Source organism: Olsenella sp. An270, assembly GCF_002159735.1.
Lineage (GTDB): Bacteria > Actinomycetota > Coriobacteriia > Coriobacteriales > Atopobiaceae > Thermophilibacter.
On record NZ_NFJF01000002.1, the window covers coordinates 32,225 to 48,913 of the forward strand.

Here is a 16,689-nt window from a genome sequence, read left to right on the forward strand (position 1 = left end):
AAAAGAGGGGCGAGAAGACCGGTCTTCTCGCCGGACAGATAGGAGACGTCATGTTGCTCGTCACCAACGGTCGCGTCATCACGCGCGACGCTGACAACGCTTACCTCGAGAACGGCGCCGTTGCCATCGATGGCGAGAAGATCGCCGAGGTCGGTGAAGCCGCCGCCCTGGCCGAGAAGTACCCGGAGGCCGAGGTCGTGGACGCCCACGGCGGCGTCATCATGCCGGGCCTGGTGAACTGCCACACCCACATCTACTCCGGCCTGGCCCGCGGCCTTGCCATCAAGGGCTGCAACCCCACCAACTTCCTCGAGAACCTCGAGCAGCAGTGGTGGAAGATCGACGACAACCTCACGCTCGACGGCACCCGCGCGAGCGCCTATGCCACCGTGCTGGACAGCCTGCGCGACGGCGTGACCACGATCTTCGACCACCACGCGAGCTTCTGCGAGATCCCGGGCTCCCTCTTTGCGATCAAGGACGTCTGCGAGGAGACGGGCATCCGCGCGTGCCTGTGCTACGAGACCTCCGACCGCCGCGGCGACGAGAAGCGCGACCAGGCGATCGCCGAGAACGCCGAGTTCGCACAGTGGGCCGCCAAGCAGGACTCCGGCATGATCGCCGCGATGTTTGGCGGGCACGCCACCTTCACGCTCTCCGACGAGACGATGGACAAGATGGCCGAGGCCAACAATGGCCTCACCGGCTTCCACATCCACGTCTGCGAGGGCATGAACGACGTCTGGGACAGCCGGCGGAACCGCGGCGGCATCTCGCCGATCGAGCGCCTGCTACAGCACGACCTCCTGGGCCCGCGCACGATGCTCGGCCACTGCATCCACGTCACGCCCGCCGAGATGGACATCATCAAGGAGACCGGCACCCACATCGTCAACAACCCCGAGTCCAACATGGGCAACGCCGTGGGCTGCGCGCCGGTGCTCGAGTTCTTCCGCCGCGGCATCCCGGTGCACATGGGTACCGACGCCTACACGCACGACATGCTCGAGAGCCTCAAGGTCTTCCTCATCATCCAGCGCCACAACGCCGCCATGCCCAACGTGGGCTGGGTCGAGGCCATGACGATGCTCTTCCAGAACAACCCCGCCATGGCGAGCGCCTACTTCGGGCGCGAGGTCGGCGTCCTGGCGCCCGGTGCCGCGGCCGACGTGATCGTGATGGACTACCCGGTCTTCACGCCCTTCTCGGACGAGAACATCGACGGCCACATGCTCTTCGGCATGATGGGCAAGAACTGCCGCACCACGATCGTCAACGGCAAGGTGCTCTACAAGGACCGCGAGTTCGTGGCCATCGACGAGGAGCGCATCAACGCCTGGACCCTCGAGCAGTCCAAGAAGCTCTGGGGCACGCTGAACGAGCGCACGTACTAGACCGAACTGAGGTCGGCGAGCGGGAGAGGGTCCGCGCGCCGCAGGAGAGGAGCAACAATGAGCGACGTCATGAGGCCGATCCCGTTCGCGCAGGTCATGGACTGGGTCCTGACCGAGCACGAGACACAAGGCGCCATCTTCGGCGTGCGCAAGGCCTACGTCCACGAGGGCGGTGCCGAGGCGATCTTTGCCGAGAGGATTGAGACCCCCTTTGGCCCGGCCGCCGGCCCCAACACCCAGCTCGCGCAGAACATCATCGCCTCCTACGTGGCGGGCTCGCGCTTCTTTGAGCTCAAGACCGTCCAGGTCATGGACGGCGAGGAGCTCTCCGCCTGCGTGAGCAAGCCCTGCATCGTGGCCGAGGATGAGTGCTACAACTGCGAGTGGTCCACCGAGCTCACCGTGCCCGACGCCTTCGCCGAGTATGTCAAGGCCTGGTGGGCCTGCAAGCTCATCGCCCGCGAGTACGGCCTGGGAGACCCGGACGGCTTTGTCTTCAACATGTCCGTGGGCTACAGCCTCGAGGGCATCAAGTCCGAGAAGGTCGACCGCTACATCGAGGGCATGAAGGACGCCTCCGGCACCGAGGTCTGGGCCGAGTGCCGCGACTGGGCCCTCGCCAACCTCGACCGCTTCCAGAACGTGGACGCAGACTTCGTCAACTCGGTCTCCCCGCAGGTCTCCAACTCCGTCACCGAGTCCACGCTCCACGGCTGCCCGCCCGACGAGATCGAGCGCATCGCCACCTATCTCATCACCGAAAAGGGCGTGAACACCTACATCAAGTGCAACCCGACGCTTTTGGGCTACGACTTCGCGCGCGAGCGCCTGAACGAGCTCGGCTTTGACTACATCGTCTTCGACGACACGCACTTCCGCGAGGACCTGCAGTGGATCGACGCCGTGCCCATGTTCGAGCGCCTGATCGAGCTCTGCGACGAGAAGGGCCTCGCCTTTGGCGTCAAGCTCACCAACACGTTCCCGGTTGACGTGACCCGCGGCGAGCTGCCGAGCGAGGAGATGTACATGTCCGGTCGCTCGCTCTTCCCGCTCACGATCGAGCTCGCGCGCCGCATCGCCCGCCAGTTTGACGGCCGCCTGCGCATCTCCTACTCGGGAGGTGCCGACGCGCGCAACATCCGCGAGCTCTACGCGGCCGGCATCTGGCCGATCACCATGGCCACCAACGTTCTCAAGCCCGGCGGCTACGAGCGCTTCTCCCAGATCGCCGGTCTTCTCGCCGGCGCCGAGCGCCTGGACTACGTGGACGTTGATGCCGTGACCGCGCTGGCCTCCCGCACCGCCTCCGGCAAGGACTACCAGAAGCCCATCAAGCCGGCCAAGCCTCACAAGGTCGACGCCGAGCTCCCGCTCATGAGCTGCTTCACCGCGCCGTGCCGCACCGGCTGCCCCATCCAGCAGGACATCCCTGCCTACCTCTCCCGCGTGGACGAGGGCAAGCTCGCCGAGGCGCTCCAGATCGTCATCGAGCGCAACGCCCTGCCGCACATCACCGGCAACCTCTGCCCGCACCCCTGCGGCGCCAAGTGCGAGCGCAGCTTCTACGAGCCCGAGGGCGCGCGCATCCGCGAGTCCAAGCTTGCGGCTGCCCGCGGCGGGTTCGACGAGGTCGTGAAGAAGCTCCGCGCCGCTGGTCCTTCTCGCCTCGCCTCTGCTGCCGATAAGAACGTGGCGGTCGTGGGCGGCGGCCCGGCGGGTCTCGCCACCGCGTTCTTCCTCACGCGCGCCGGTGCCAAGGTCACCATCATCGAGCGCACCGACAAGCTCGGCGGCGTGGCGCGCCACGTCATCCCCGAGTTCCGCATCTCCGACGACGACATCGACAAGGACGTGGCGCTCTGCCTCGCCTTTGGCGCGCAGGTCCAGATGGGCCGCGAGGTCACGAGCGTGGCCGAGCTCTTCGACGAGGGCTTCACGGACGTCGTGGTCGCCACGGGCGCGTGGGCGCCGGGCAAGGTGGGCCTCAAGGCCGGTGAGGAGATCGACGTCCTGGAGTTCCTCGAGGCCGCCAAGTCCGGCGAGCCCATGGACCTGGGCACCGACGTCGTGATCGTGGGCGCCGGCAACACCGCCATGGACGCCGCGCGCGTGGCCAAGCGCGCCGAGGGCGTCAAGAACGTGCGCATCGTCTACCGCCGCACCAAGAAGGAGATGCCGGCGGACGAGGAGGAGCTGCAGCTTGCCCTGGAGGAGGGTGTGGAGCTCTGCGAGCTTCTCGCCCCGATTGGCGTGGCAGGCGGCCAGCTGGCCTGTGAGGTCATGCGCCTCGGCGAGCCGGACGAGTCTGGCCGTCGCCGTCCCGAGCCCACGGGCGACACCATGGACGTTCCGGCCACGGCCGTGATCTGCGCCGTTGGCGAGCAGATCGAGCGTGGGCTCTACGAGGGCGCGGGGGTCGAGGTTGACCGCCGCGGCCGCCCGGCTGGCACCGCTACCGGCGTGGACCACGTCTGGGCCGCCGGCGACTGCCGTCGCGGTCCGGCCACCTTTGTGGAGGCCATCGCCGACGCGCAGGCCGTGGCCCGCGACCTGGCCGGCGTCGACTTCAACGCCTACGCCGCCCAGAACGTCCGCGCCGACAAGCTCGACGCCATCATGGCGCGCAAGGGCGACATTTGCCTCGACGTCGCCGGCTGCACGACGAGCCGCTGCCTGGGTTGCGCCACCGTCTGCGAGGTCTGTTGCGACGTCTGCCCCAACCGCGCGAACGTTGCCATCAAGGTGCCGGGCCTCGCGCAGCAGCAGGTCGTCCACGTGGACGGCATGTGCAACGAGTGCGGCAACTGCGCCGTCTTCTGCCCGTGGAGCGGCCGTCCATACAAGGACAAGCTCACGCTCTTCTGGAGCGCGGAGGACATGGACGCGAGCGAGAACCGCGGCTTCCTGCCGCTGCCCGACGGACGCGTCCGCGTGCGCCTGGCGTCCGGCGAGGGCACCTACGACGTGAGCGACGCCGCCTGCGGCCTGCCCGAGGACGTGCGCCTCACCATTGCCGCGGTCCGCGACGACTACGCCTACCTGCTGGCCAAGTAGCTTTCGTGCGACCCGCGGGCCGAGGTCCTTCTCGCCCGCGGGTCTCGTACGCAAGGAGGGGAGAGACATGGACGACGAGCTCAAGCGCATCTGGGTCGCCGACGAGGGCTGCATAGGCTGCCGCCTCTGCGAGCGCGCGTGCCCCACCGGTGCCATGCGCGTGGAGGACAAGCAGGCGGCAATCGACTACGCGCTCTGCATCGCGTGCGGCATGTGCGCCACCAAGTGCCGCAAGGGCGTCATCCACGACACGCTGGGCATCTACGCCCCGGCCCAGTAGGGGAGGAGACCATGGCAGCTGGAACCGCCGTCAAGGCACCCGCCGAGTACCGCTTCACCGTCAACGGCGAGGAGCAGGTCGTCACATGTGACAAGCCGCTCCTTCGCTACCTGCGCGACGAGCTTCATCTCACCTCCGTCAAGGACGGCTGCTCCGAGGGCGCGTGCGGCACCTGCACCGTGCTCGTGGACGATCGCGCCACCAAGGCGTGCGTCCTCACCACGCGCCTTGCCAACGGCCGCGACATCGTGACCGTGGAGGGTCTGCCCCACGAGGAGCAGGAGGCCTTCGTCTACGCGTTCGGCGCGGTGGGTGCCGTGCAGTGCGGCTTCTGCATCCCCGGCATGGTCATGGCGGGCGCGGCCCTCATCCACAAGGTGCCCGACCCCACCGAGGACCAGGTCAAAGTGGCCATCCGCGGCAACGTCTGCCGCTGCACCGGCTACAAGAAGATCATCGAGGGCATCCTGCTCGCCGCCGCCATCCTGCGGGGCGAGAAGAGCATCGACCCCGAGCTCGAGCGCGGCGACGACTACGGCGTGGGCAAGCGCGCCTTCCGCGTTGACGTGCGCCGCAAGGTCCTGGGCTTTGGCAAGTACCCCGACGACATCGACGAGCGCGACTTCCCCGACCTCACCTACGCCAGCGCCGTGCGCTCCAAGTACCCGCGCGCCCGCGTGGTCAAGATCGACGCCGAGAAGGCCCGCGCCATGCCGGGCGTCCTCGCCGTGCTCACGGCCGCCGACGTGCCCGTGAACGCGGTCGGTCACCTGCTCTACGACTGGGACGTCATGACGGCCGAGGGCGACGTCACCCACTGCGTGGGCGACGCGATTGCCCTGGTGGTGGCTGAGGACGCCGCCACGCTTGAGAAGGCCAAGAAGGCCGTCAAGGTGGAGTACGAGGTTCTCGAGCCCGTCCGCTCCATCGAGGAGGCCCGCGCCGAGGGCGCGCCTGTGCTCCACAAGCCCTACCTCGCGTTTGGCAACTGGGTCACGCCCGAGAACAACATCTGCCAGCAGCGCCACGTGGTCCGCGGCGACGCTGCCGCGGCGCTCGCGGGCGCTGCGCACAAGGTGACGCGCACCTTCAAGACGCCGTTCACCGAGCACGCGTTCCTCGAGCCGGAGTGCGCCGTGGCCTTCCCGTACAAGGACGGCGTGAAGGTCTGCTCGTCCGACCAGGGCGCCTACGACTCCCGCAAGGAGATCGCCCACATGCTCGGCTGGGACGCCACGCCGGAGCGCGTGGTCGTGGAGACCATGCTCGTGGGCGGCGGCTTTGGCGGCAAGGAGGACGTCTCCGTGCAGCACCTGGCCGCACTCGCCGCGCTCGCCGTGAACCGTCCGGTCAAGGTGCGCCTCACGCGCCAGGAGTCCATCAACTTCCATCCCAAGCGCCACTACATGGAGGGCACCTTCACGCTCGGCTGCGACGAGGACGGCACCTTCGTGGGCCTGGACTGCGAGATCAACTTCGACACCGGCGCCTACGCGAGCCTGTGCGGCCCGGTCCTGGAGCGCGCCTGCACGCACTCCGTGGGTCCGTACTGCTACCAGAACACCGACATCCGCGGTTTTGGCTGGTACACCAACAACCCGCCCGCCGGCGCGTTCCGCGGCTTCGGCGTGTGCCAGAGCGAGTTTGCGCTCGAGAGCCTGATCGACCTTCTCGCCGACGAGGTGGGCATCTCCCCGTGGGAGATCCGCTACCGCAACGCCATCGAGCCGGGCAAGGTCCTGCCCAACGGCCAGATCGCCGACCGCTCCACCGCCCTCAAGGAGACCCTGCTCGCGGTGCGCGACGTCTACGAGGCGCATCCCGGCCACGCCGGCCTCGCCTGCGCGATGAAGAACGCGGGCGTGGGCGTGGGCCTGCCCGACGCCGGCCGCTGCAAGATCCGCGTGGAGGACGGTCGTGCCGTGGTCTACTCCGCCACTTCCGACATCGGTCAGGGCTGCAACACCGTCTTCCTGCAGGACGTTGCCGAGGCCACCGGACTTCCGCTCGCAAACATCGTGAACGGCGAGTGCTCCACCGAGAACGCGCCCGACTCCGGCACCACCTCGGGCTCGCGCCAGACCCTCATCACCGGTGAGGCCGTGCGTGGCGCGGCGTTCCTGCTACGCGACGCCATGCTCGCGGTGGAGGAGGGGACCGAGACCGGCACGGAGCCCGTGGTGGCCCACGGCGACGGCTTTGTGGTGGAGTACGCCGACGGCACACCCTACGTGGGCCCGGGCGCCGGCTACCACGCGCAGGACCCGGTGGCCGCGCTGGCCGCCCTCGAGGGCCGCGAGTTCTCCTACGAGTACCTCGAGAAGACCGACAAGCTCGGCGCGGACGTGCCCAACCCCAAGAGCCACGTGGCCTACGGCTACGCCACGCATGTGGTGATCCTGGACGACGACGGCCGCGTGACCGAGGTCCACGCTGCGCACGACTCCGGCAAGGTGGTGAACCCCATCGCCATCCAGGGCCAGATTGAGGGCGGCGTGCTCATGGGCATGGGCTACGCGCTCACCGAGCGCTTTGACCTGGAGGACTGCGTCCCGCAGGTGAAGTTTGGCATGCTGGGCCTCTTCCGCGCGCCGGACATCCCCTACATCAACGCCATCTACGTCGAGAAGGACGAGCTGCTCGACGTGGGCTACGGCGCCAAGGGCATCGGCGAGATCGCCACGATCCCCACCGCGCCCGCGGTCCAGAACGCCTACCGTGCCCTCACCGGCGAGCTCCAGACCGAGCTCCCGCTGCGTCACTCGTACTACGCACGCGAGAAGTAGCTCCGCTTCCTCGCACATCCCTTGCAGAGGGCCCGCCGGTTTGCCATGCCCGGCGGGCCCTCGTTCTTCTCGGCTCCTCGCTTGCCCGGCCGCCCGCCCGCCTGAGCATCCATCGCGTCAAAACGGACAAAAGGCCGAGAAAACCGCCCGATTCTGTCCGTTCTAACGCGATGGATGCCAGGCGCCCCGTTTTTCTCGCTGTTGGGCGTGCTCGCGCCCGTCGCTCGTTCCATCCCGTGCCTCGAGTCTGCTCTCGCGGAGTCTGCTCCTTGCGGCTCCGTTCGCCGGACGTGCGGCGTCGGCATGTGCGGCATTTTTCTCGTTCATTACCGCCTCGAGCGGTGCTTGGGCAAGATTCGTGAGACTCCCGCCGATCTCCTCGACAAACTCGAGCATCGAGAGCGCGCCTTGTGGCAGAGAGCCCAGGGTGACTTTTGTTTCCGATTATTCTTCTTGGATGAAAGAGGATTCAGGTCGGAGGCCGCTTCATTTCCAAGCTTACCGTACATCACAATTCGCGAAACGATTGTCCGTATAAAGCAATACAGCACTGAATGTGATAATATCACATTCAGTGCTGTATTGAGGAGGGATACAGATGCTGCTGAACTTCACTCTGAGCAATTGGATGTCCTATCGTGATGAAGCTTCCCTCAGTATGATTTCCTCGCTTGAGCGGCAGCATGGGGAGACTCGCTCGGAGCTTCCGGGCTTTCGGAGCAAGAAGATCCTCCCAGTTGCTGCCGTGTACGGCGGCAACTCTTCCGGAAAGACTGCCCTCTTCAAGGGGCTCGCTGCGCTTCGCGAGATGGTCCTTACTGATCCTGGGGTGGACGGTCTGCTTCCCATTCGGCCTTTCATGCTTGACTCTCAGTCTTCGATGAGTCCGACGATGTTCGACATCACTTTCCTTGCCGGGAGGACGACGTATCGGCTTGTGGTTGAAGCTACGCGCTTCTCCGTCTCCTATGAATGCCTTGAGATAGTCAAAGAAGGCCAATCGATAGACGTTTATGAGCGCGACGCATCTCGCGATGAGCGTTTCCAGCTCAACAGAGAGCTTTTCAGCGACCCCGATCACGTACTGTACGCCGCAAAGAGCACTCGAAGTAATCAGGTTTTTCTCGGGGCGGGATTCTCCCAAAACATTGATGAGTTAAGAGAGCCTTTTGGGTGGTTTGCCGAGACTCTCGAGCTGGTGGGTGTTGAGTCGCAGGCCTGGTCGTTTGCCACGGCAGCGACCGACCGCGAGGACTTCCTCCGATATGCGGGTGAGGCGCTCTCGCGAATGGACACGGGGATATGTGGCTTGGTTGGAGAACGGGTTGAAGTTGATGCCCTCCCACCCGACGCTCGTCTGCTCAAGAGGGCATCGGAGCTCAAGGAGGATGAGACTATCACCGTCGTTGTCGACAGGGCTCCCGGCGACTACGGGTTCGAGATGCTCTCGGTTCGCGGCGGCGATTCCCGGCCGGATGTCCAGAGGCTTAGAACACTTCATCGTGGCCCCGACGGCGAGGAGCACTCTTTTGGACTAAGCGCGGAGTCCTCCGGAACCCAGAGGCTCATGGGCCTACTCCCCATGCTGTTCGACCTCTCTGGCGAGAGTGGTTCACACGGCTCAAAGGTTTTTGTGGTGGACGAGCTTGACCGCTGCTTTCACACCATGCTCACCTCCCGTCTCATAGAGGACTTTCTCGCGACGTGCGGGCCCGACAAGCGAAAGCAGCTCCTCTTTACGACACACGACCTTCTTCTCATGGACCAGTCGCTCATGCGCAGGGACGAGATGTACATCGCCCAGCGAGGGTCAGATGGGCGGTCCCAGATTGTTGCCCTGAGCGACTTCGAGGGGATTCGCTTTGACAAGGACCTGATCAAGAGCTACCTCGAGGGGCGCTTCGGCGGTATCCCGATGCTGGGTGAGGTGTCCGACCATGGGTAAGAGGAAGAACAATACGCTGGTAAGGCAGACGGGGCGGCGTGCCTATCGCCCCGTCTGCTGGGTCTCAGCCGAGGGTGCCACCGAGCGAGACTACTTCCGTATGGCGGTTTTCAAGGATGCCCGTGCCTCCGTGAAGTATCCGAAAAACGTCCATCCTTCAAGGAGAAATCCCGCAGCGGTTCTCAAGAGACTCCAGAAGGAAATCGGGTCCGAGGAGCTTAGGGATGGAGATGAGGCGTGGGTTGTCGTGGACGTAGATGACTACGAGGGCGAGCTCGGTGATCTTCTCGAGTGGTGTGACAGTCATCCGGGTTTCCACCTCGCAGTGAGCAATCCAAAGTTCGAGCTGTTCCTCGTCATGCATTTTGAGAAAGCCAACGGATGCACGACAGCGGCAAAGGTCGACGCTGCCCTTAAACGTCACATGCCCGGGTACGATAAGCGCCTGACTCCGACGCAGTTCTCGCTCGAAGACGTGAGGGGTGCGATAGCAAACGCGAGAGAGAAGCGCGTTGCCCGTGCGGATGAGTTACCCGGGCCCGGGATGACGGATGCGTTCAAGTTGGCGGAGAGTTTGCTAGGAGTATAGGTTGATTGCGAGAAGCCTTCTTGATGGGTTTACGGAGAAGCTTGAATTTGAGACCGTGTGGCAGCTCAAGCTTTACGACGGTGAGGTGTATCACTACTCCTCACTGGGGAACGTCAATCCCATCCTCTTGGGCGAAGAAGGCCTATGCCTCTGGGCGAGCAGGATTGACTGTTTGAACGACGCTTCCGAGGGGACGCTGCCCGTAATTCGGTTCGCCCAGGCCTGCGACGAGCTTAAGGCCGCTGGGAGAATTGACGAGAGTTTCTACGAATTGATCAGAGATGTTCGTCCCAACCGCACCGGGCTTATCCTCTATACGGCAAGCGGAAAGACTCGTCCGGTGAGAGATGAGTTCAAGACGTACGTCACCTCTTTTTCTGAGGACCCTGACGCGCTGGCAATGTGGAACTACTATTCCAAGGGCAACCGATATGAGGGGATGAATATAGGAGTCTCTTCTCGCGACTTGCTGAATTCTCTCAGCTCACGCCAAAACCAAGACGGAACCATGATGGCGCTCATGGTGAAGGTGATATATGACGAAAGAGAGCAGCTTGAGCTAATCGAGAGGGCACTCCTCGATTTGTATGAGAACTACGAACAGGGCTATGGGGGACACGTTAGATATCACATCGGAACGTTACTCAGTAATCTGAAGCCTGTCTTTAAGTACGCCTGCTTTTCCCACGAGAAGGAGGTGCGCTTGTTCGTCAACGTGTACAACAAGCTTGAATCTGGGGTGCGTGTTGAGTACAGAACCTGTGCCGGATACGTGGTTCCCTATGTCTCCCTCAACTTTGACAGGGCTGTTGTTTCTCGGATAACGCTTGGACCGAGTCTTGGAAGCGATGATCAGAAGGCTGTGCAGAAAAAGGTCGTTGAGGAGATGCTGAAGAGCTGTGGCTATCGAGCCGCGGTTGAGCAGTCGAACATTCCCGTGAGATACTGAGTTACACACGAACGATGTTTTCACAGAGTATATCGAGTGGCCTTGACCTCAGAAAATATTTAAAGTTTCTTAGGAGCTCGAGGGTGCAGCATCGGCATTCAGGCGAGAAGAGCGACGGTTTGATGCTGCGTAGCCGACCCGTGCACCGCGCCAATTCCCCACGTGCCAGATGAACCATGCCGACAAACGCTGTTGGTAAGGACGGCTAGCTGCATTCACGCAGAAACTATAGGAATACGTTGGTGTCGAGCGCAACTTTACGCCGGCTCATGGTAGGGCTCCATCCTCTTGAGCTCGAGCGTAGCTCTGTCGAGGATGAGCGTCTTATAGGTGCGCAGTGACTTTGGGCTTGTAGTGAGTCCTGCAAGGGCCGTTGCCGGAAGATCGCTTCCGAGGACGTAACCAACAACGACGCGCCAGCTGGTTTCGTCCTCGCTCAACTCGATGCCCTCGAGAGCTGCGTACCTGGCCTCCGGGATGAGCTCCACGAGAATCTCAACCGCTCTCTTTGCTGCTGCCTGCGCCGACGAGACGTCCATGACGAGTCCTCCAACCATGTCGTTCCTTTCTCTTCAAGTGTAGCGCGCTCGCGTTCAAGCTCTTGAGGTAGTTCCTCATGAAGCCTCCGTGCCTCCATTGAGGGGTAAGACCCTAGCACGGAGGCGGTAGGCCTTGTCTTGCAGTTGTCTTCCACGTAGCTGCGTTCCCAGCTCAAGACAGTTGAGAAGGACATATGGTTCGAATCTCTATCGACAGACGGTCGGGTTTCGTGTGTCACCGGTAGACAAGTTGCCTTGGGTGCAAATCGTTGCGTCGCGCGTCCGCACAATGGGTGTCGGGGACAGCGAACGGCATAGTCGCCGTCAAAATGGCTTGCTGGAAGAAGCGCTTGTGGACAGCGAGGGCCAGGAGTTCGCGACGCTCGCGACTTTACCGCCAAATCTTTACCGCCAGTGGCGGTAAAACCCTATCGGAGCGTGGAGGACAAGATTATTCTGCTGAGAATTATTCTGCGGAGAATAATCTTGCAGCCGAGAAGAACGCGGCGCTTCAAGCGCTGCCCATCAATCAACGCTCCCGTCACGCTACGGAAACACAGGTAGGGCAAAGTTACCCTTTGTGTAGCTGAAACTGCCCGCGCCCCGTCGAGAGGCCCTCCATGTTCGACTTCTTCATGTCCGCCATCACCGCCCTGAACGACAACGTGCTGTGGGGCGTCCCCATGGTCGTGCTGATGCTCGGGACCGGCGTGTTTTTGCTCTTCGTCACCCGCGGCGTCGTGTTCACGCGCTTCAACGTGGTCATGCGCTACACCACCAAGACGCTCTTCCAGCGCCCCGACCCGTCGGAGGCGGGGGAGGGCACCATCTCGCCCTTCCAGGCGGTGTGCACCGCGCTCGCGGCGACGCTCGGCACCGGCAACATCGTGGGCGTGGCGCTTGCCGTGGCCACGGGCGGTCCGGGCTCGATCTTCTGGCTGTGGCTCTCCGCGCTGGCTGGCATGGTCATCAAGTTCTGCGAGGTCACGCTCTCGGTGGCCTACCGCACCCGCAACGAGCGCGGCGAGATCGTGGGCGGCCCCATGTACTACATCTCCCGCGGCCTAGGGCTTGGCTGGCTCGCGATGCTGTTCGCCGCCTTCGGCTTCCTCGCGTCCTTTGGCATCGGTGCGAGCGTGCAGGCCAACTCGCTTGCCGGCAGCGTGAACGCCACCTTCGGGGTGCCGCTGCCCGTCATCGGCGCTGTGGTGGCGCTGCTTGCGGGACTGGTCCTCATCGGCGGCATCACCCGCATCGCGCAAATTACCGAGAAACTCGTGCCCTTCGCGGCCATCTTCTACCTGCTCGGCGCCGCGGCGGTGCTCGTGGTCAACGCCGGCGAGATCCCCGCCGCGATCGCCCAGATCTTCCGCGACGCCTTCACCGGCACGGCCGCCACGGGCGGCTTTTTGGGCGCCACGGTCATGTATGCGTGCCGCGTGGGCATGTCGCGCGGCGTGTTCACCCACGAGGCGGGCATGGGCTCGGCGCCCATCGCGCATGCCTCGGCCGACACCGACCACCCCGCCCGCCAGGGCCTGTGGGGCACCTTCGAGGTGTTCTTCGACACCATCGTCATGTGCACGATCACGGGCCTCGTGATCATCACCTCGGGGCTGTGGCATGCCGACCCCATGATGTCCGAGGGCGCCATGAGCTCGGCGGCCTTTGGGCAGAGCATCCCCGGCGGCCAGTACATCGTGACCGTGGGCCTCATGCTCTTCGCGTTTGCCACGCTCATCGCGTGGTACTACTACGGCGAGAAGTGCGTCGAGTACCTCTTCCGCAAGAGCCGCGCCCAGCGCGTGGCCGTGCGCGTCTACCAGGTCGCCTACGTCGCCATGGTGTTCGCGGGCTGCGTGACCAACCTCGACGTGGTGTGGGAGTTCGCCGACTGCTTCAACGGCCTCATGGCGATCCCGAACCTCATCGCGCTGATCGCGCTCTCGCCCGTGATCCGCCGGCTTGCGGCGGACTTCTTCCGCGATCCCGACCGCCGACGCCCGCGCGACACGGACTACAGCGGGATGCTGGTGTTTAGGGATGGTGAAAGCGAGCAGACGCGCGACGAATAGCTCGCCGGTCAGTGGTTGCCGGATGTACCTTTGGATGTACGAAATACAAGAGGGCGGCCGTCGGGAGCCTTTCCCGGTGACCGTCTTTCACATTCGCTATGCATATGATGCCATGCGCGGGCAGGCGGTAACCGCAGCCGCCCTGGACGCACGCCGGCCGACGCAGCAGCGGTGACGTCTATGGGAAAAGAGCTCCCGCAACCCGTACGCCTCTCACCAATCGACGGCGCGCCGCACGTCGCATGCGATGCGGCGGGTAGACTTGCGTCAAGCCACCCTGATCCGAAGGAAGCGATTGCCATGACCAAGCGTCACATCGTAGCGCCCATCCTCGCCGGCGTCCTCGCATGTGTGCTCACGGCGTGCTCGGTCGCGCCCAAGGCTCCCGAGAGCGAGCCGACGCAGACCGCCGTGACCGCTACTGCCGTAGGGAACACCGAGGCGCCAGAGCCAGAGGAACCGCCCCAGCCGACCTACATGCGCGTGCCCAACGTCACCGCCGACACCGTGCAGGAGGCCGTGACAGCTCTCGAGGACGAGGGCTTCAGCGTCGTCACTGTGAGTGACTGGAGCAGTTATTACACGGACGGTCACGTCGCCGCGCAGCGCCCGTCGGGCTACGCCCCGGAGGGCGCCTGCGTCACGCTCACGGTCTCGCTCGGCGCCAATCCCTACACGGTCGACAACGGCCCCCAGACGCGCAACATCCCCGGCGTGCGCGGCTATCCCGTCGAAGAGGCGCTCGAGGACCTCGAGGAGCACGACTTCGAAGTGACCAGCATCGACGGCCCCGAGGACGGCGTCGCGACCTACTACGAGGTCACCGGCACAGGACCGTTCTCGGCGATACTGCACACGTGTCCCGCATCCGGTGGCACCTACGACGTGTCTGCGTCAAGCTAGATGCAAAGCGAGTAGCACAAAAAAGCGCCCGGCCTCTTATGAGGTCAGCTGATATTCTATTCGGCTTCATTCACCTATGTGAGGAACTCGCCTGTGTCGAGGTCGACGAAGTCTGCGAGACAGATCTTCGCGTGGAAGTCATCGCCATATTCGCCGGCTCTCGTCTGCTCGTCGAACTTGAACGAGACGTTATAGAGTCGTCCGGCCTTGGTGCGTCTCACGAGGTTATGTCCCAGCAGAAACTCAATCGCACGGTGGTGCGCTTTGGCATCGTCGCCGTTCAGATAGAAACAGCAGACACCCGTGCCACTGCGCGACAGCGCCATGTGAGCAGCCGTGCTGCGCTTCGCCTCGATGACCGCACCCGTGATGACAGCCTCGCGAACCAGTTTTTCAGCGTGCTCGAGATCGGCGGTCATATACATCCACTTGCCGCAGCGCTTCAGATTGAGCTCGTTCACACGCTCGGTGTCGATGTAATAGACCCAATTCTGATTCTCGTCGCGGATGACGCCATCGGCTATGACTTCGATGTTCATGCCACGTTCCTCATCTAGTCGTCTCCCAGCGTCGCTTCGATTCGCCTCGTGTCTGATTATATGAGTTCGCGCCCCACGTCGTTCATAGCCCGCTACTGCACGCGTTCTGCGACAATGGGGCTACAATCCCCCTCGCGCGGGAGGTTCCCCATGACGTATGCCACCGCCCCGATTTTGCGCCGCAAGCTCGCCCCGCTCGTTCTTCTCGCCATAGTGACCGTTCTTGCCCTCGGGAGTTGCGGCAACCTGGGGGAGTTCGACGAGGAGGATGTTGCCAGGCAGGCGGAGCGGTATTACGCCGAGAAGTACGGTGACGACGCCCTCGTGGTCGACGTCTGGGAGGACCGGTCGTACGTCCTGTTTGGCTACCAGTCGTCCGGCCAGGCGTTCTGCACCATGAGCGACGGTCAGACGGTGCTCGTGGACTTTGAGGACGGCGTCGTTGGCGACAACCGGCAGCAGGACGAGATCACGGCGGCCTACGAGCAGCGCTTCCGCGAGGAGCTCGAGGGTTGCTGCGAGCGCCTGGGGGACGCGGGCTGCGACGTTGCATCCGTGACTGTGAACGGCGTCCCGCTTGAGGAGGACGGCTTCTTTGAGGGGTGCATCTCGACGTACTACTGGCCGGAGGATCAAGCTGGCGAGAAGAACGGCGAGGTCGAGACGACCGTGGAGCAGAGCGCCTCGTTCTTCTACGCGCGCTACACGGGCGACGACAGCTTTTTCGAGCAGGAGGCCTTGCGCGTCAGCCTGGGTGTGCCGTACGTTGAGATTGAGCTCTCCGGTGCGGACGCGGACTACGCGGACGGCTTCCCGACAGACGTTCCCGAGACGCCCGCGTGGGTGGCGCCCATCGAGGGGGCGTGCCGCGCGCTGCTTCCTCTGACGGACGGGGACGCGGAGACGCGGGTGGTCGTCTACCAGGCCGGGTGTCGCGATGGGGTGCCCGAAGACACCGACGCCGCCGTTCTCAGCGACGCGGAGAACGGCAAGCTCGGCGAGCTCAGTCCCTTTGACGATAGTGATACGGGTGCCGATGACATTGGCAGCTGGCTCATCGTGGAGTGGTTCCCCGTGGGCAAGGGCGTTTACGTCACCTCCGACGAGTGCGGCGTGCGTCTGCGCACGGGTGATGTGGAGCTGGAGACCGTGGAGAGTCCCGTCTCGCTGGAGGAACTCCAGGAGAGTGGGAGCCTCGAGCGCTTTGACGAGCGCGAGTTCGCACCGGGGGCCTTTGAGGCCTATAGCCTAGCGGTGGCCCCAGACCTCTTTGCGCGTCTGCCGGAAAGCGTGCGGGACAAAGGTTGGTTTAACATCAGGTTGGCGTATGACAACCAGGACCCGCAGACGGGCCTTGCGGAGCTGGGCGTCACGCCGGGCGGCCTTGCGCCCACGCTCTATCGGGTCGAGAAGAACCCCGCCGCCGAGGACGTCGACAGCGCTCCTCCCTACGAGGTGATTGCGATGCGGACGGAGACGCTGGCAAACGGCTACCAGTACAGCGAGCCAGAGCTGTTTGCTGATGTGCCCCTGCTCCTTGTGCGGATGTAGGGGGTGTATCTGGGCGAGGCGCTCTCCGCTGGCAACCATACTGGCCGGACTCACGGATGACTAAACATATGGGATTCGGACGCAA

12 protein-coding genes are annotated in these 16,689 nt (G+C 63.9%); 10 read left to right on the plus strand and 2 right to left on the minus strand.

Annotation, left to right across the window (positions count from 1 at the left end):
* Nucleotides 1-50: 50 nt before the first annotated feature.
* The 7 genes from ssnA (at nt 51) to B5F73_RS02520 (ending at nt 10,997) form a co-directional block, all read left to right on the plus strand.
* Nucleotides 51-1,394: a putative aminohydrolase SsnA gene (gene ssnA, locus B5F73_RS02490; protein ID WP_087225963.1), complete on the plus strand. Its 1,344-nt coding sequence runs from the start codon at nt 51-53 to the stop codon at nt 1,392-1,394.
* Between the two features lie 57 nt (nt 1,395-1,451).
* The gene (gene ygfK / locus B5F73_RS02495; protein WP_087225966.1) at nt 1,452-4,448 is read left to right on the plus strand and encodes a putative selenate reductase subunit YgfK; all 2,997 of its coding nucleotides are present in this window, start codon (nt 1,452-1,454) and stop codon (nt 4,446-4,448) included.
* Nucleotides 4,449-4,515: 67 nt separating this feature from the next.
* Nucleotides 4,516-4,728, plus strand: coding sequence for a 4Fe-4S binding protein (locus tag B5F73_RS02500; RefSeq protein ID WP_087225969.1), 213 nt, complete (start codon nt 4,516-4,518; stop codon nt 4,726-4,728).
* A gap of 11 nt (nt 4,729-4,739) precedes the next feature.
* Nucleotides 4,740-7,514 carry a selenium-dependent xanthine dehydrogenase gene (xdh, locus tag B5F73_RS02505; protein ID WP_087225972.1) on the plus strand — a complete coding sequence of 925 codons (2,775 nt, stop codon included), beginning with the start codon at nt 4,740-4,742 and terminating at the stop codon, nt 7,512-7,514.
* 598 nt (nt 7,515-8,112) lie between these two features.
* Nucleotides 8,113-9,459, plus strand: a complete 1,347-nt coding sequence (locus B5F73_RS02510; protein WP_087225975.1) for an ATP-binding protein — start codon at nt 8,113-8,115, stop codon at nt 9,457-9,459.
* On the plus strand, nt 9,452-10,048 hold the full coding sequence (locus tag B5F73_RS02515; protein ID WP_087225978.1) for an RloB family protein: 597 nt from the start codon (nt 9,452-9,454) through the stop codon (nt 10,046-10,048). The genes B5F73_RS02510 and B5F73_RS02515 overlap by 8 nt, the downstream gene beginning before the upstream one ends.
* A gap of 1 nt (nt 10,049) precedes the next feature.
* Nucleotides 10,050-10,997 carry a DUF2971 domain-containing protein gene (locus B5F73_RS02520; protein ID WP_087225981.1) on the plus strand — a complete coding sequence of 316 codons (948 nt, stop codon included), beginning with the start codon at nt 10,050-10,052 and terminating at the stop codon, nt 10,995-10,997.
* 257 nt (nt 10,998-11,254) lie between these two features.
* On the opposite strand, the gene B5F73_RS02525 is transcribed toward B5F73_RS02520, so the two are convergent.
* The gene (locus B5F73_RS02525) at nt 11,255-11,554 is read right to left on the minus strand and encodes a hypothetical protein (RefSeq protein WP_087225984.1); all 300 of its coding nucleotides are present in this window, start codon (nt 11,552-11,554) and stop codon (nt 11,255-11,257) included.
* 602 nt (nt 11,555-12,156) lie between these two features.
* Here B5F73_RS02525 and B5F73_RS02530 point away from each other — a divergent pair.
* Both B5F73_RS02530 and B5F73_RS02535 read left to right on the plus strand, forming a co-directional pair.
* Nucleotides 12,157-13,611 carry a sodium:alanine symporter family protein gene (locus tag B5F73_RS02530; protein WP_204206244.1) on the plus strand — a complete coding sequence of 485 codons (1,455 nt, stop codon included), beginning with the start codon at nt 12,157-12,159 and terminating at the stop codon, nt 13,609-13,611.
* Between the two features lie 300 nt (nt 13,612-13,911).
* The gene (locus B5F73_RS02535) at nt 13,912-14,514 is read left to right on the plus strand and encodes a PASTA domain-containing protein (RefSeq protein ID WP_158094742.1); all 603 of its coding nucleotides are present in this window, start codon (nt 13,912-13,914) and stop codon (nt 14,512-14,514) included.
* 74 nt (nt 14,515-14,588) lie between these two features.
* Here the strand turns inward: B5F73_RS02535 and B5F73_RS02540 are convergent, their stop codons facing one another.
* Nucleotides 14,589-15,053 carry a hypothetical protein gene (locus B5F73_RS02540; protein WP_087225990.1) on the minus strand — a complete coding sequence of 155 codons (465 nt, stop codon included), beginning with the start codon at nt 15,051-15,053 and terminating at the stop codon, nt 14,589-14,591.
* 150 nt (nt 15,054-15,203) lie between these two features.
* On the opposite strand from B5F73_RS02540, the gene B5F73_RS02545 reads away from it, so the two are divergent.
* Complete coding sequence (locus tag B5F73_RS02545; protein ID WP_239379774.1) at nt 15,204-16,604, plus strand: hypothetical protein; 1,401 nt, start codon at nt 15,204-15,206, stop codon at nt 16,602-16,604.
* Nucleotides 16,605-16,689 lie beyond the last annotated feature (85 nt).